16 protein-coding genes, 1 tRNA gene and 1 pseudogene are annotated in these 15,286 nt (G+C 66.3%); 11 read left to right on the top strand and 7 right to left on the bottom strand.

All coding sequences use genetic code 11. The features are described from left to right. A complete protein-coding gene (locus H1B27_RS26175; RefSeq protein ID WP_197968027.1) occupies positions 1 to 978 on the top strand; it encodes a LysR family transcriptional regulator in 978 nt (325 codons plus the stop codon). A gap of 242 nt (positions 979 to 1,220) precedes the next feature. Here the strand turns inward: H1B27_RS26175 and H1B27_RS26170 are convergent, their stop codons facing one another. From H1B27_RS26170 to H1B27_RS26155, 4 genes are all read right to left on the bottom strand, one after another. After that, positions 1,221 to 1,418, bottom strand: coding sequence for a hypothetical protein (locus H1B27_RS26170; protein WP_061878444.1), 198 nt, complete (start codon positions 1,416 to 1,418; stop codon positions 1,221 to 1,223). A gap of 283 nt (positions 1,419 to 1,701) precedes the next feature. Continuing rightward, a complete protein-coding gene (locus tag H1B27_RS26165) occupies positions 1,702 to 2,895 on the bottom strand; it encodes an MFS transporter (protein ID WP_061878445.1) in 1,194 nt (397 codons plus the stop codon). Positions 2,896 to 2,951: 56 nt separating this feature from the next. Next, positions 2,952 to 3,569, bottom strand: a complete 618-nt coding sequence (locus H1B27_RS26160; protein WP_197968026.1) for a TetR/AcrR family transcriptional regulator — start codon at positions 3,567 to 3,569, stop codon at positions 2,952 to 2,954. 1,112 nt (positions 3,570 to 4,681) lie between these two features. Continuing rightward, positions 4,682 to 5,641, bottom strand: coding sequence for an N-carbamoyl-D-amino-acid hydrolase (locus H1B27_RS26155; RefSeq protein ID WP_197968025.1), 960 nt, complete (start codon positions 5,639 to 5,641; stop codon positions 4,682 to 4,684). Between the two features lie 262 nt (positions 5,642 to 5,903). Here H1B27_RS26155 and H1B27_RS26150 point away from each other — a divergent pair, with 262 nt between their 5' ends. Then, on the top strand, positions 5,904 to 6,128 hold the full coding sequence (locus tag H1B27_RS26150; protein ID WP_061878448.1) for a hypothetical protein: 225 nt from the start codon (positions 5,904 to 5,906) through the stop codon (positions 6,126 to 6,128). Positions 6,129 to 6,301: 173 nt separating this feature from the next. Beyond that, positions 6,302 to 6,628, top strand: coding sequence for a hypothetical protein (locus tag H1B27_RS26145; RefSeq protein WP_197968024.1), 327 nt, complete (start codon positions 6,302 to 6,304; stop codon positions 6,626 to 6,628). A 33-nt stretch (positions 6,629 to 6,661) separates the two neighbouring features. Here H1B27_RS26145 and H1B27_RS26140 read toward each other — a convergent pair. Together H1B27_RS26140 and H1B27_RS26135 are read right to left on the bottom strand one after the other, a co-directional pair. After that, a pseudogene (locus H1B27_RS26140) lies at positions 6,662 to 6,931 on the bottom strand (DUF5131 family protein); the annotation flags it as partial. Between the two features lie 387 nt (positions 6,932 to 7,318). After that, positions 7,319 to 7,395: transfer RNA gene (locus tag H1B27_RS26135), tRNA-Pro, on the bottom strand. 68 nt (positions 7,396 to 7,463) lie between these two features. On the opposite strand from H1B27_RS26135, the gene H1B27_RS26130 reads away from it, so the two are divergent. The 6 genes from H1B27_RS26130 (at position 7,464) to H1B27_RS26105 (ending at position 13,356) form a co-directional block, all read left to right on the top strand. Then, entirely contained in the window at positions 7,464 to 8,453 is a 990-nt protein-coding gene (locus H1B27_RS26130; protein WP_197968023.1) for an L-threonylcarbamoyladenylate synthase, read from the top strand. 23 nt (positions 8,454 to 8,476) lie between these two features. After that, positions 8,477 to 9,904, top strand: a complete 1,428-nt coding sequence (locus tag H1B27_RS26125) for an FAD-binding oxidoreductase (RefSeq protein ID WP_197968022.1) — start codon at positions 8,477 to 8,479, stop codon at positions 9,902 to 9,904. Next, entirely contained in the window at positions 9,901 to 10,356 is a 456-nt protein-coding gene (locus H1B27_RS26120; RefSeq protein WP_197968021.1) for a GNAT family acetyltransferase, read from the top strand. Before H1B27_RS26125 ends, H1B27_RS26120 begins: the two co-directional genes overlap by 4 nt. 9 nt (positions 10,357 to 10,365) lie before the next feature. Then, entirely contained in the window at positions 10,366 to 10,947 is a 582-nt protein-coding gene (locus H1B27_RS26115; protein WP_197968020.1) for an NUDIX hydrolase, read from the top strand. A gap of 250 nt (positions 10,948 to 11,197) precedes the next feature. Continuing rightward, positions 11,198 to 12,127, top strand: a complete 930-nt coding sequence (locus tag H1B27_RS26110) for a glycine reductase (protein ID WP_197968019.1) — start codon at positions 11,198 to 11,200, stop codon at positions 12,125 to 12,127. A 35-nt stretch (positions 12,128 to 12,162) separates the two neighbouring features. Then, positions 12,163 to 13,356 carry a CaiB/BaiF CoA transferase family protein gene (locus H1B27_RS26105; protein WP_197968018.1) on the top strand — a complete coding sequence of 398 codons (1,194 nt, stop codon included), beginning with the start codon at positions 12,163 to 12,165 and terminating at the stop codon, positions 13,354 to 13,356. Between the two features lie 196 nt (positions 13,357 to 13,552). Here H1B27_RS26105 and H1B27_RS26100 read toward each other — a convergent pair whose 3' ends face one another. Then, positions 13,553 to 14,311, bottom strand: a complete 759-nt coding sequence (locus tag H1B27_RS26100; protein ID WP_197968017.1) for an SOS response-associated peptidase — start codon at positions 14,309 to 14,311, stop codon at positions 13,553 to 13,555. 63 nt (positions 14,312 to 14,374) lie between these two features. Between H1B27_RS26100 and H1B27_RS26095 the strand changes: the two genes are divergently transcribed. Both H1B27_RS26095 and H1B27_RS26090 read left to right on the top strand, forming a co-directional pair. After that, positions 14,375 to 14,884, top strand: a complete 510-nt coding sequence (locus H1B27_RS26095) for a hypothetical protein (RefSeq protein ID WP_061878457.1) — start codon at positions 14,375 to 14,377, stop codon at positions 14,882 to 14,884. A gap of 9 nt (positions 14,885 to 14,893) precedes the next feature. Further along, positions 14,894 to 15,286: NUDIX hydrolase (locus H1B27_RS26090; RefSeq protein ID WP_197968016.1), on the top strand; the 393-nt coding region annotated here is incomplete at its 3' end.

The following is a 15,286-nucleotide window of genomic DNA, read 5'->3' as shown; positions in this document are numbered from 1 at the left end:
ATGAGCCTCAAAGAATGTTCTTATAATGGCCCCGGCCATGCAGCGGCCCAGTTCCGGCATCTGACGATCCGGCAGCTGCGCTCGCTTGCGGCGCTTTCGGCCAAGGGCAGCGTGACGGCGGCATCCAGCCATCTCGGGCTGACCCAGCCGGCCGTGACCCAGCAGCTCCGGCAACTGCAGGACCTCGCCGGCCTGCCGCTGGTGCAGCGGACCGGCGACGGCATGCTGCTGACGGAAGCGGGCAAGGAGGTTCTGGCGCTGGCCGAACGGGTCGAGGCCGCGATCACGGATTGCCAGGGCGCGCTCGACCTGCTCGCGGGGCGGACCGGAGGCACCGTGAAGCTCGGCGCGGTCTCGACCGCGAAATATTTCGTGCCGCATGCAATCGCGGCGTTCTCCAAGCGCTACCCCAAGATCGAGATCAAGCTGACCATCGGCAATCGCGAGGAGATCCGCGAGGCCATGCACGGCTATGACCTCGACTTCGCGGTGATGGGTCGGCCACCGGCCGACGTCACCGTCGACGTCCGCCAGCTCGGGCGCAATCCGCACATCATCGTCGCGCGCAAGGGCCACTGGTTGGAGAAGGATTCCGGCCTCAACCTCACCGACCTCGTGCACGAGACCTTCCTCACCCGTGAGCCCGGCTCGGGCACGCGGACGCTGATGGAGGGCCTGTTCCAGAAGTCGGATCTCGAGCCGATCATCGGCATGGAGATGAGCAGCAACGAGACCATCAAGCAGGCGGTCATCGCCGGGCTGGGCATCGCCTTCATCTCGGCCCACACCGTGGCGCATGAGCTCGCCGAGGGCCGGCTCGTCGTGCTTGATGTCGCGGGCCTGCCGATCGTGCGGCAATGGTACGTGATCCGCCGCAGCGACAAGGTGCTGCTGCCGCCCGCGCAGGCGATGTTCGATTTTCTGGGGTCGGAAGGGTCGAACTATCTGCCCGACGTGCCCGAACTCGGCGGGCGATAGAAGGCCGGCGCTCAGCTCATCAGCTTCATGGCGACGGTCGCCGCCAGAATCACAATGATCTGGAGCAGACGCTCGGTCGTGAAGATGCGGTTGAAGGTGGTCATCGCTTGCCCCGGCCGACGTGAAGGAGATCTCGATCGGCCCGTTGCTAGCACACAAGGATGCGGAGACAACTCCGTAATTGTCCCGTGGGCGATCGCACCTTCGGCGAGCCGGTTGCCGGCCGCGCCGATGGCCGGCGATCAGGCCGCGAGCTGGGCGGTGCGGTCCGTGCGTGCCGCGAAATAGGCCTCCAGCTCCGACAGCGCCCGCGCTTCCCACTCCCTCGCCTGCTCCAGCAGCGACCAGCTCTGGCCCGGGCGGAATGCTGCGGTCTGGCGATAGAGCGATGCGATGCCGCGGTAGCGGCGCACGTTCTCCAAGATGGCGTGACCGTTCATGTCCGAAAACTCCCTCGTCAATCCCGCGGGAGAAACTGCGGCCAAATCTTTTTCGAAAAGTTAGCGGCGCGCGGCAAGTTCGCGGATGGTTGCCGGACTGTTGCCCGTCCGCAACGCGCGCGGTCCTGCCAGGCCGATTTATTGCGAATTCGTTGCCGCGCTCTCGTCCGAAAAATTCAGCCCGCCACTTCTGACGATCGTCACCGTCGCACTGCAGATTGCGTCGGCGCGGGGTTGGTAAACAGGCCGCATCGCACCATTCCATTGTGGGCCGTGCCGGCTTCTATTCGGTCGCCGCATAGATCAGTCCCATGACGGGCAACGCAAGGCCAATGGCCGATGCGAGTGCCCAGCCACCTTGCGCGAACGCGAAGGCTCCGACCGCGGAGCCGGCCGCGCCGGCTGCGAAGAACGTCGCCATGTAGAGGCCGTTGAGGCGGCTGCGGTGCTCGTGCCCGAGCGCGAAGATGGCGCGGAAGCCGAGCACGACATTGCCCTGGACGCCGATATCGATGGCGATCGCGGCCACCACCAGACAGGCGAGGTTCAGCATCGAGCCGGGCGCGCCGACATAGGTCACGAGGAAGCCGCCGGCCGCGAGCAGCATCGCGACCAGCGTCGCGACGCGGCTATGGCCGTGGTCGGCGAGGCGGCCGGCGATCGGGGCGGCGAACACGCCGGCGACGCCGGCCAGCGCAAACAGCGCGATGCCGCGCTGGGAGAAGCCGAACTCGCCGGCGAGCTGGAGCGGCGCCACCGTCCAGAACAGGGTGAAGGCGCCGAACAGGCTCGCCTGATAGAGCGCGCGGCGCCGCAGCAGCGGCGTGGCCCGCACCAGATGCGGCATCGACAGCAGCAATTCGCCGTAGTGCATCCGCGTCACCGGCTTGCGCTTCGGCAGCGTCATCCAGAGCGCGATCGCGAGCACGATCATCAGCGCGGCGGAGCAGAAGAACACCGCGTGCCACGACAGCGCCGCGGTGACGAAGCTCGACACCGGACGCGCCAGCATGATGCCGAGCATCAGGCCGGTCGAGACGTTGCCGACGACGCGGCCGCGGATGGCTGCAGGCGCCAGATGCGCCGCATAGGGAATGATGATCTGCACAGCCACCGAGCCGAGGCCGATGAACAGCGCGGCGATCAGGAACGGCAGCGCATGGGTGGCGAACGCGGCGGCGAGCAGTGCTGCGGCGCCGAGCGTGATCACTGAGCAGATCAGCGCGCGGTTCTCGACGAGATCGCCGAGCGGCACGATCAGCAGCAGCCCGGTGCCGTAGCCGATCTGCGTCATGGTGACGATCAGTCCCGCCGCGGCATGCGACAGGCCGAGCGCGGCGCTGATCGGGGCGATCAGCGGCTGCGCATAGTAGATGTTGGCGGCGATCATGCCACAGGCCGCGGCAAGCACGAAGGTCAGGCGCTGCGACACCGCACCCGGTTCGGGTGCGGTCTCGATCGTGGCATTCATCGTCATTCGCATGGACTCCAGATAGGTTTAGGGAATGACCATTCCCTATTATGACAAAAAATTCAGGCGAGCAGCTTCATCGCGACGCCGACGAGGCGTATCCCGTCGAGCGGCAGGCGCGCCTTGCCGACGACGCGCATTCCTTGCGTGATGCAGAGCATCAGCCGCGCGGTGTCGTCAGCTGCGACATGGCGGGGGATCGAGCCGTCGGCCTGCCCGTCACGGATGAGGCCGGCGATGAAGTTTTCGTTGGTCGCAAGCTGCGTACTGACGCGGGCCGCGACCATCGCGTCATGCGCGGACAGCTCGACGGCGCTGCCGACCACGAGACAGCCGCGCCGTCCCTCGACGCCCTGGGAGTGTTCGACATAGGACAGCAGCACGTTGCGGATCTGCTCGCGGCCGTTTGCGCCCCGCGCCGCCGCGCTGCGGGTCTGCTCCTGGCGCAGCGCCGTGTAGCGCTCGAAGGCGGCGAGGAACACCGCATGTTTGTCGCGAAATGCCTTGTACACGCTGCCGGTGGCGAGCCGCATCGCCGCGGTGAGGTCGCCGATTGAGGTGGCATGGTAACCCCGCTCGCGAAACACGCGCACGGCGCGGTCGAGCGCGGTGTCCATGTCGAACTCCCGGGGGCGGCCGGGACGACGGGCAGACCGGGATCGGCGGGCAGTCTTTTGCATCGCGGCATAATAGGGAATGATTGTTCCCGAATAAAGACACGTGGTTGTGAGCGGGTCGAGGAGCAGGATTCGAAGGTTCTGGCGATGCGGCTCTCGCTCGTGTCCCGGACAAGCTGCAACGCGACAGCGTTGCGGCGCAGCGCCGGGACCCAGAGCACGATGCCTCAGCATGGGCCCCGGCTCAGCAGCGCACCGTCGAAGAGACGCTGCGCTGCGTCCGGGGCACGAGAATGGAGTTTGGCGCACGCTCTCTCCTCCGCGTCATTGCGAGGAGCCCTTGCGACGAAGCAATCCAGAGTTGCTCCGAGGAGAGATTCTGGATTGCTTCGCTCCGCTCGCAATGACGGAGTACGACGCAACAGCACGCTCTTCGGCTACATCTCGCTTGCGGACACGTTTTCCCGTTCTCGCGGCGGAATTCGCCCGAGCTTTGCTTCGTCGCTCCACCCTCTCGAACCAAGAGGGCGCAGGGAAGACCGGGTGCTGACCTCGCACCCGCGGTCCGCTGCGCGAAGATGTAGCGCAAAGAGACCGCACAGCAGCATACAGGTGGTGCCAATCACTCGGCCTTCCCTGCGCGATGGTCGGACGGCTTATGCCGCGCTCTCCTGGGAGCCGAATTCCCTCTGGCCTCCCTCACCCTCGCGAAATTCACCGGCGCCGCGCCGGTTGACGCGACTGCCGCATCCGCAAGAGCTTGACCGTAGCAACGACGGCCAGGACCACACGGTTTTGCCGTACGCACGGCCCGCCATTTCGCCGCAGTTTTCCCAGCCCAGTCGACGGAGCCGGAAACTTACAGGCGAGACGAAGCCTGGCAGCGCCGTTCGTCCGCGCGCGGCCACGGGCTCACCGGGGACTACCCTCCCTGCCCGCACCTTTCGCGCCCGACGCTGCCGCGTCCACCGCAAGCCCGGCTCGCGACAATGACGACCTCATGATCGCCCCTCAAGAATGAGCCGGGATGGGCGACACATACGCAATTTCCGAATTTCGGTAAAGTGGAATATTTTCGCGCGATAGGATTGACACGGGAGCGAAACACCGAGCTTCCCGGCGTCATTCCGGGCTCGATGCTGCGCATCGCCCCGGAATGACGGGCGAGACAACGATCACCCCTTGCGCGGCACCGGCGTCCCATCCGCCATGGTGGTCACGCCCTTCCGCTCCACGATCATTCCGTAGGCCCGCGGCTGGCGGTGGACATCGAAATTGAAGGTGGTGCGCTTGTAGGAGTTGCAGAGATCGAGATCGCAGCGCGCCAGCGCGATCTCGTCGCCCTTGGTGGTGCAGGCGGCCATGATCTCGCCCGAGGGCGCGATGATGCAGCTGCCGCCGATGTGGTCGACGCCCTCCTCGATGCCGGCCTTGGCGACGCCGACCACGAAGGTGCCGTTCTGGTAGGCGCCGGCCTGCATTACCAGATGATTGTGAAACAGCGAGAGATCGTCATGCTCGGGCGCGGGCGGATTGTGCACCGGCGTGTTGTAGCCGATCAGCACCATCTCGACGCCCTGCAGGCCCATGACCCGATAGGTCTCGCTCCAGCGGCGATCGTTGCAGATCGCCATGCCCATCACGCCGCCGAAGGCTTCCGTCACGCCGAAGCCGCTGCCCGGCTCGAAATAGCGCTTCTCCAGATGCTGAAACTCGCGCCACGGCTCGTGCTCGGCATGGCCGGGCAGATGCACCTTGCGATACTTCAGGACGATCGCGCCGCTCTTGTCGACGAGAATGGAGGTGTTGTAGCGCCTGACAAGTCCGGCCTCGACCGCCAGCTCGGCATAGCCGAGGCAAAAGCCGATCCCGAGCTCGCGCGCGAGATCGAACAGCTCCTGCGTTTCCGGGCCCGGCATCTCGCGCTCGAAGAAACTGTCGATCTCGGCCTGATCCTCGAAATACCAGCGCGGAAAGAACGTGGTCAGCGCCAGCTCGGGATAGACGATCAGGTCGCAGCCGCAGGCCCGGGCCTGGCGCATCAGGGCCATCAGCCGCGCCATCACCGCGGTCCTGGTCTCGCTCCTCGCGATCGGGCCGAGCTGGCCGGCTGCAATCGTCACAAATCTCGCCACGCGTCATTCCTTCGTTTTTCCGGGTGCGTCGGGCTCGAGCCTCCGCCCACGCGGGCCGCCTCGGCCCATCATCCTGATGGCACAATCAAATTCCATGCCTGCGGGTATCATCGTGCGGGGCGCCGGGCGAGCGCGCGCCTTAGTTCCGGAACTTCGTTGCTGATCTGCAACGGTTCCCCGCGATCTGAAGCCGGACAAAACAAACTCCCATTCCGGCCACGAACCGCTCTCACAAGGCCGTGAGACTATCAGGGGAACGACGATGCGTGCACAACGCGTTTGGAAAGTGAATGGAGCCGCCAGCATCGGGCAGCTTCAATCGAGACTGGACGATCTGAACAAGCGTCTCGGCCAGCTCGAAAACCAGCATTCGGATAGCGGGACGCTGGAAGAGCTGAGGGCGATCGCGCTCAGCCTGTCGCGCGAGATCGACGACATCCGCTGCGCCGAGGCCACGGCGGCGTTGAGCGAGCTGTTGCGGAAGTAGCTGGCGCCCGCGATTCGCATCGCGCGCAGGGAACCAAGTTCCGCCGCCGCCATTTCCATGCAGAGCATGGAGGCAGATCATGAGCAGGCAAGCCCGTCTCGCGCGCGGCCGCCGCCTTCACCATCGCACGCGACTTTGCGTTATGAAGAATCTGGCGCTGTAAGGGATTTCGCATGACATCGGACCCCGAGGAGTCGGTGCGGCTGCAGGGCTACGGCGAGATGACGCTGCGCACGGCCGTCGAGACCTTGATGCTGCTCGCGCCGCGCGAGCGATCCGAGGCCGCCGTCTTCCGGGTCCGTGACGATGTACGTCTGGCGCAAAGCGAGATCGCCGAGCTCGCATCAAGCTGGGGCATCGAACCGGCGCCCAACGTGCGATCGCCGAGGCTGGTCCCCGAGCAGCGCTGGCAAGACGTCGTGCGCGGCATGGTGCGCGAGGCCCCGCTGCCGTCGCTGATGGTGGCGTTTCTGGTGGGTGTGCTGGTGGCGCGAAGGTAGTCTCGGCGCCAGGATTGAAAACACGCCCTGTGCTTAGGCCACGACAGGCATTTCGTCGAAAGTGGAGTCCCGATAGGTCCTCCCGGTCGCCTTCTTTCGAACGCCGCCCCATTGTTTGAAGAAGAATGCTGTGTTGGCTTTGCGACACGCAGCCTCGATCTCGTCCACCCATTCCTCGACCATTGGCCGTGCATGCGGTCCGCTCTCTCCCCCCACAATCACCCACTGAATCCCTGCGAGATTGGCGCCAGCTACCGACCCCAATAGCGGCTCGAATGAAATAAAGCGCACGGCAGCCGTTATCCCCTTGGGCGGCACGAAGTTGGCCCGAGCGCCGCGCGCCAGCTTGATGTATTCACTCAACCGTTGATGCTTTTCGGTCACCCAAGGCCCGACGACGTCGACCATCAGATGATCATCGGGATCATTCTCCACCTTCGCCACGACACCACTCCCCCCAGAGGAGACGGCACCATCGCACTACTGCGGGTTGAAAGACAATGCGGATGACGAATGAACGCCTAATTCCCGCCGCTGCTGCTTCAAATGAAGAGCCATGCCGCCGCGGCAAGCGCCCCTGCCCCGCCAAATCGGCCGTGGACCCGCCGCGAAGATCGTTGCTAAAAGGCGCCCACGGGGCGCGGGCGGCCGGTCCGCCAAGTCTCTGGAAAACGTCGACTTTTGGAAGAATGGTCGGAGTGGCAGGATTCGAACCTGCGACCCCTGCGTCCCGAACGCAGTGCTCTACCGGGCTGAGCCACACTCCGACAAGAAGGCGGCTTATAGCGTCGGGTTTGACGCACTGCAAGCGGCCGAGCCGAGGAATTTTGCCCTAGTGAAAACGGGTCTTGAAACGCTGATTTTGCCGGCCGGCGAGGCCGGCGCGGAAGCCGCCGCCAGGGCCTTGGCCGCCGGCGGGCTGGTCGCGTTTCCGACCGAGACGGTCTACGGGCTCGGCGCCGACGCCGCCAACGCCACGGCGATCGCCCATCTCTACGCCGCCAAGGGGCGGCCGGCGTTCAATCCGCTGATCGCGCACGTCGCCGATATCGCGGCCGCGCGGCGGATCGGGCGGTTCGATGCGCGCGCGCTGAAGCTCGCGGAAGCGTTCTGGCCGGGGCCGCTGACGCTGGTGGTGCCGAAGACGGACGATTGCCCGGTGGCGGATCTCGCCACCGCGGGCCTCGATACCGTCGCGATTCGCATCCCCGCCCACAAGGTGGCGCAGGCGATCCTGCGTGCGTTCGGCGGCGCCGTGGTGGCGCCGTCCGCCAACATCTCCGGCCACGTCTCGCCGACGCTGGCCGCCCATGTCGAAAGCGACCTCGCCGGGCGGATCGACCTGATCGTCGACGGCGGGCCCGTTGCGGTCGGGGTCGAATCGACCATTGTCGGCTGCTTCGAGGCGCCAATGCTGCTCCGCCCCGGCGGACTGTCACGCGAACGGATCGAGGCGGTGCTGGGCGCGCCGCTGGCGCGGCCGCCCGTGGAGGCCGAGCTCAGCGACAGCCAGCCGCTGGCGCCAGGCATGCTGGCCTCGCATTACGCGCCGCGCGCCCATGTGCGGCTCAATGCGCGCGAGGTCGCGCCGGGCGAAGCGCTGCTGGCGTTCGGCCCCGCGCGGCTGCCGGGCGTCGATGCTGCCGCGGCCGTCATGAATCTGTCGCCCACCGGCGATCTCGATGAAGCCGCCGCCAATCTGTTCGGCTATCTTCGTAGCCTCGATGCCCGGGCGCCACGCGCGATCGCGGTGATGGCGATCCCCGAACAGGGACTTGGCGAGGCGATCAATGACCGGCTGCGCCGGGCTGCGTTTGCCCGATAAGAAGCCTGAGAAGAGACACGAGAATGAACGTCGATAAATCCGCCACCCCGCCGCTTGCGCCCGAGCTGATCGCCCAATTCCGCAAGATCGTCGGCGACCGCCACGCCATCACCGATGCGACCGACATCGAGCCTTACGTCACCGAGGAGCGCAACCTGTTCCACGGCCGCTCGCCGCTGGTGCTGCGCCCGGGCTCGACGGCCGAGGTCTCCGCAATCTGCAAGCTCGCCTCCGCGCACAGCATCGCGCTGGTGCCGCAGGGCGGCAACACCGGGCTGGTCGGCGGGCAGACGCCGCACAATGGCGAGGTGGTGGTGTCGCTGCGCCGGCTCGACAAGATCCGCGAGGTCGACACCGCCTCCAACACCATGACCTGCGAGGCCGGCGTGGTGCTGCAGATCGCGCAAGCGAAGGCGGCGGAGGTGGACCGGCTGTTTCCGCTCTCGCTCGGCGCCGAGGGCAGCTGCACCATCGGCGGCAATCTCTCGACCAATGCCGGCGGCACCGCGGCGCTCGCCTATGGCGTCGCGCGCGAGATGGCGCTGGGCCTCGAGGTGGTGCTCGCCGACGGGCGCGTGCTCAATTCTCTCTCGAAGCTGAAGAAGGACAACACCGGCTACAATCTGCACAACCTCTTCATCGGCGCCGAAGGCACGCTCGGCATCATCACGGCGGCGACCTTGAGGCTGTTTCCGAAGCCGCGGGCGGTCGAGACCGCCTTCGTCGGGCTGAAATCGCCGGCGGCGGCGCTGAAGCTGCTGACGATCGCGCAAGGAGAAGCCGCCAATGCGCTGACGAGCTTCGAGCTGCTGTCGGAGATGGCGGTCGATTTCTCGGTGCGGCACGGCATCGACGTGCGCGATCCGCTTCAGGCGAAGCATCCCTGGTACGTGCTGATGGAATTGTCTTCGCCGAGCGAGGACGCCCGCACGCCGCTGGAGACGATCCTGACCCGGGCCATGGAGGATGAGATCGTCGACGACGCCGTGATCGCCGCCAACCTCACCCAGCGCGGTGCGTTCTGGAAGCTGCGTGACGAGATGTCCGCGGCGCAGAAGCCAGAGGGCGGCTCGATCAAGCACGACATCTCCGTGCCCGTCGCGGCGGTGCCCGCCTTCATCGCCGAGGCCGACGCCGCCGTGGTGAAGCTGATCCCCGGCGCGCGGCCGGTGCCGTTCGGCCATCTCGGCGACGGCAACCTGCACTACAATGTCAGCCAGCCGATCGGCGCCGATACGGCGGATTTCCTGGCGCGTTGGCACGAGATGAACGCCGTGGTGTTCGAGATCGTGCTGCGCATGGGCGGCTCGATCTCGGCCGAGCACGGCATCGGCGTGCTCAAGCGCGACGAGCTGCCGGAGGTGAAGGACAGGACCGCGATCGAGCTGATGCGCTCCATCAAGGCGATGCTCGATCCGCTCGGCATCATGAATCCGGGGAAGGTGCTGTGAGCGTGGCCCCTGCTGCGCTCGCGATCAGCGCGATCGCGGATGCCGACGTCGAGAAGGTCGTCGCGCTGTGGCAGCGCTGCGGCCTGACGCGGCCCTGGAACGATCCGCATGCCGACATCGCGCTAGCGCGGCGGCGCGACAATTCCACCGTGCTGGTCGGCCGCGACAACGGCGCGATCGTCGCCACCGTGATGGTCGGCCATGACGGCCATCGCGGCTGGGTCTATTACGTCGCGGTCGATCCTGATTGCCAGAAGCGCGGCTACGGCCGCGAGATCATGGCAGCCGCCGAGAACTGGCTGCGGCGTGCGGATATCGCAAAGCTCCAGCTCCTGGTCCGCCGCGAGAACGCGCAGGCCAATGCGTTCTATGACTCGCTGGGCTTCGAGCTATCGACGTCCGTGATGTTCCAGAAGTGGCTCGACGGCCGCACCACCACGCCAAGCAACTGAGAGCGAGCCATGACCATTTCCGACCGCGTCCGCATCAAGGACGTCCGCGTGCTCTCGGACGGCTGGACCACGCTGAAGACCACGACCTTCGAGTACCGGCGCGCCAATGGCGCGTGGCAGACGCAGCACCGCGAGACCTATGAGCGCGACAATGCCGCTGCCGTGCTGCCCTACAACCGCGCCCGGCGCACGGTGATCCTGGTGCGCCAGTTCCGCTTGCCGGCGTTCATCCGCGGCTACGACGATCTCCTGATCGAGGCCGCCGCCGGCGTGCTCGACAACGCCGAGCCCGAGGAGCGCATCCGCGCCGAGGCGGAGGAAGAGACCGGCTACCGCCTGCACCACGTCCACAAGGTTTTCGAGGCCTTCATGAGCCCCGGCGCCATCACCGAGAAGCTGCATTTCTTCGTCGCCGAATACGAGCCCGAGATGCGGGTCAGCGACGGCGGTGGCCTCGAACACGAGGGCGAGGACATCGAGGTGCTGGAGCTTTCCATCGACGAGGCGCTGGCGATGATCACCGACGGCCGCATCATCGACGCCAAGGCGATCATGCTGCTGCAATACGCGGCGCTGCATCTGTTCAGGTAGGTGATTTCTTCGCCTCTCCCCGCGTGCGGGGAGAGGCCGGAATTTGCAAAGCAAATTCCGGGTGAGGGGGAGCCTCCGCGAGTCTCACTGTCAGCGCCCTCGCCGAGACTCCCCCTCACCCCAACCCTCTCCCCGCAAGCGGGGCGAGCTATCGTGCGCTGCAATTCTGTCCTGCGTCCTTCCGCTCCCCGTTGAGCAACCCCAAAACTATCTCTAGTCTGGCCCCAACCAAGAACCAGGAGACGCGCCCATGTCCGCTCCGCGCGACGACGAATTCGGCTTTGCGCCCGACTACGACTCCCCCGTCCCCTACATGCAGCGGACGCGGGACTATTACGCGGCGATCGGCTACACCACGCCGTATCGCTGGGCGCATCACACCGCGGCGCCGTTCCAGCCGCTGAAGAAGCCGCTGGCGCAGTCGCGCGTCACCATCATCACCACGGCCGCGCCGTTCGATCCGGCCAAGGGCGACCAGGGCCCTGGCGCAGCGTATAATGGCGGTGCGAAATTCTACCAGGTCTATGACGGCGACACGTCGAAACAGCACGATCTGCGCATCTCGCACATCGGCTACGACCGCAAGCACACCTCGGCCACCGACAGCGGCACCTGGTTTCCGCTGCCGCAGCTCCTGAAGGCCAGCGCCGCAGGACGCATCGGCGAAGTCGCGCCGCGCTTCTTCGGCGCGCCGACCAACCGCAGCCATCGCGTCACGCTCGATACCGACGCGCCGGAAATTCTTTCGCGCTGCATCGCTGATGCGGTCGACGTCGCCGTGCTGGTGCCGAACTGCCCGGTCTGTCACCAGACCACGGCGCTGGTGGCGCGGCATCTGGAGCGGAACGGCATTGCGACCGTGATCATGGGCTGCGCCAAGGACATCATCGAGCACGCGGCGGTGCCGCGCTTCTTGTTCAGCGACTTCCCGCTCGGCAATTCCGCCGGCAAGCCGCATGACATCGCCTCGCAGGCGCAGACGCTGGAGCTCGCGCTCAAGCTGCTGGAGACTGCAAGCGGTCCGCAGACCACGATGCAGTCGCCGCTGCGCTGGAGCGAGGACGCCTCCTGGAAGCTCGACTACAACAACGTCGCGCAGCTCAGCCCTGAAGAGCTGGCGCGGCGGCGCGCCGAATTCGACAAGCAGAAGGAGATCGCGCGCGGCAACCGCGCCGCCTGACGTCCTCCGACAACAACAAATAAAGGGAGAGAGACGTGACGCGCCCGTTCGAAGGCGTGAAGATCCTGGACTTCACGCAAGTGCTGGCCGGCCCTTATGCAAGCTACCAGCTCGCGCTCTTGGGCGCGGACGTCATCAAGGTCGAGCGGCGCGAGGGCGAGGACATGCGCCGTACGCCGCTTTCCCGCGAATGGGCCGAGCGCGGGCTGGCGCCGGCGTTCCAGGCCGTCAACGGCAACAAGCGCAGCCTCACGCTCGATTTGCAGAAGCCGGACGCGATCGCGATCGTGAAGAGGCTCGCGAGCCAGGTCGACGTCGTCATGGAGAATTTTCGCCCGGGCGTGATGGACAAGCTCGGCATCGGCTACGAGGCGCTGTCCGCGATCAACCCAAGGCTGATCTATTGCGCGGTCTCCGGCTTCGGCCAGACCGGCCCGGACCGCCTGCGGCCCGGCTATGACGGCAAGATGCAGGCGCTGTCGGGCATCATGGCGATCACCGGGCACCCCGAGACGGGGCCGACGCGCGCGGGCTTTGCGGTGTGCGACGTGCTCTCGGGCGCGACGGCCGCGTTCGGCGTTTCGAGCGCGCTCTACCAGCGCGACGGCACCGGCAAGGGGCAACTGATCGACGTCTCCATGCTGGAGGCGACGCTGGCGTTTCTCTCAGGGCAGATCGCGGACTGGTCTGTCGCCGGCCATCGCCAGCAGCTGTCGGGCAACCAGGCGGTGAGCCGAAGGGCCACCGCCAACCTGTTCAAATGCGGCGACGGCTACATCCTGCTCGCCGTCAACAACGAGAAGCAGTACCGCGCGCTGATGGGCGCGCTCGGCCGCGAGGACACGCTCACCGACCCGCGCTTTGCCGACTGGTTCGCGCGCAACGACAACGAGGGCGCGCTCCGCGCCATCATCGAGGCGGCGCTGGCGAAAAGGCCGGCGCGTGAATGGGAGACCATTTTGGAAGACGCCGGCGCGCCCTGTGCCAGCATCTGGAAGATTGAGGAGGTCATCGACCATCCGCAGATTGCCGCGCGAGGTGCTATCCAGCAATTGGACACGCCCTACGGCAGGCTCCGCTTCGCCGGCAGCGGCTTCAAGCTGGCACACGGCGGCGGCAGGCTGGACCGGATGGCGCCGGAGCTGGGCGCGGATACGGATGCGGTGCTGGGCGAGCTGGGATTCGATGCGGCGGAGGTCGCGCGGCTGCGGGCACGGGAGGTTGTGTGACGGCTGGTAGCTACACACTCGATCGTCGTCCCGGACAAGCGTCAGCGCTGATCCGGGACCCATACCCACAGGGCGATGTTTTGCGATGACTCGCAGTTGCCAGCTCGCGCCAAGCTGCTCCCTGTGATTATGGGTCCCGGATCGGCGCGCGCTTCGGGCGCGCTTGTCCGGGACGACAACGGAGTGTTTGGCTAGATTAGAACAACGAGCCCTGCCCGTCATCTGCCGGCGCAGCAGCAATCTTCCGCGCCGCCTTTTTCGGCTTCACCGCCTCCGCCTCGATCTCCTCCGCGCTGATCGGCAGCACGAGCTGCTCGTCGTCATTGGCGACGCGGTTGACGCGGGTGGAAACGGGGTGCCAGGCGAATTCGCCGATGCGTGGGGCGGTCATCAGCGGCAGGATCGCGTCAACCTCGTCGCCTCCGATGTCGAGCCAGCGCTCGAAATCGCGCGGGCTGATGGTGACGGGCACGCGGTCATGCAGCGCGGCGAGGTCCTCGCCTGCTGCCGCCGTGACGATCGCGACCGTGTCGAGCTCCTCGCCGTTCGGCCCGACCCAGGTCTCGAACACCGCGGCGAAGCCGAGCGGCTCGCCGTCGGCACGGTGGATGAAGAACGGCTGCTTGCGGCCGCCTTCCGTCTTCCACTCGTAATAGCCATCGGCCGGAATCAGGCCGCGCCGGCGGCGAATCGCCTTCTTGAAGGCGGGCTTCTCCAGCACCGTCTCGGCACGCGCGTTGATCAGGAGCGCAAATCCGCGGGGATCCTTGACCCAGCCCGGCAACAGGCCCCAACGCATCAGCCGGAAATGCCGCGCGCCGTTCTCGACCAACACGACCGGAATCGGTTGCGTCGGGGCGACATTGTACCGGGGCGGGAAATTCGGCTGCTCGACATAGCCGAACAGTTGCCGCAAAGCCGCGGGGGCCGAAGTTATGACGAAGCGTCCACACATGCCTGCGCGTCTATATAAGGTCCGTTCAGGTCCTTTTAACCCAGAATGCTAACACTGCGGCAGATGAGCTCAACGGCCTCCCAACCCGCGCGGACGCATGTACAGACGGGCCCCGAGGCCGAGGCCTGGGCCGAGCGCCTGCGCGTGGCCAATATCAACCCGCGGACCGGGCTTGCCACCGACTATCTCAACCATTTCAATGAAGCCGTGATGCTGCTCGAAATGGTCCCGGACATGCCGGAATGCGCCGACGACTTCCTGACCTGGACGCCGCTGTCCTATGCCGAGCATTTCACGGCGTCGAATTTCAAGGCACGGGATTTGGCCATCGAGGCCTATGAGAAGGCAGATCCCAACGTGCGCGCCCAGTTCGACCACATCACGGACACCATGACATCGATCCTGACCGCGGTCGGCTCGGCCATGCGCGACGTCGAGAAGGACACCACCCGCGTCCGCCTCGCCGAGCAGGCCACCCTCTGGGTCAAGCCGCTGATCGCGGCTTGCGGCGGGATCATCAATGGCGGCGCGGAAGCCGACGTCGACACCATCATGGCGAACTCGGCCGGATAGGTGACGAGATTGCCCGCGGTCGTCCAGCCCACCCACCCCCAGCTCGCCGTCAGCGCAGCCATCTTCCGCGACGGCAAGGTGCTGCTGGTCCGACGCGCCCGTTCGCCTGCCAAGGGGTTCTATTCGCTTCCCGGCGGCCGGGTCGAATTCGGCGAATCGCTGCATCAGGCCCTGAGCCGCGAGGTTGACGAAGAGACCGGCCTTCGTATCGAGATCATTGGCCTCGCCGGCTGGCGCGAGGTACTGCCGGCCGCGCCCGGCGCCGGCCATTACCTGATCATGTCCTTTGCCGCCCGCTGGGCGGCCGGGAAACCGGCCTTGAACGATGAGCTCGACGATTACCGCTGGATCGCGCCGGACGCCCTGGCGAGCCTCGGCGACCTCAAGCTGACCGGCGGGCTG

Origin of the sequence: Bradyrhizobium diversitatis (assembly GCF_016031635.1) — a bacterium.
GTDB classification, from domain to species: Bacteria; Pseudomonadota; Alphaproteobacteria; order Rhizobiales; family Xanthobacteraceae; genus Bradyrhizobium; species Bradyrhizobium diversitatis.
The sequence above is the reverse complement of the archived record's forward strand: the minus strand, read 5'-3'. Positions and strand labels throughout refer to the sequence as shown.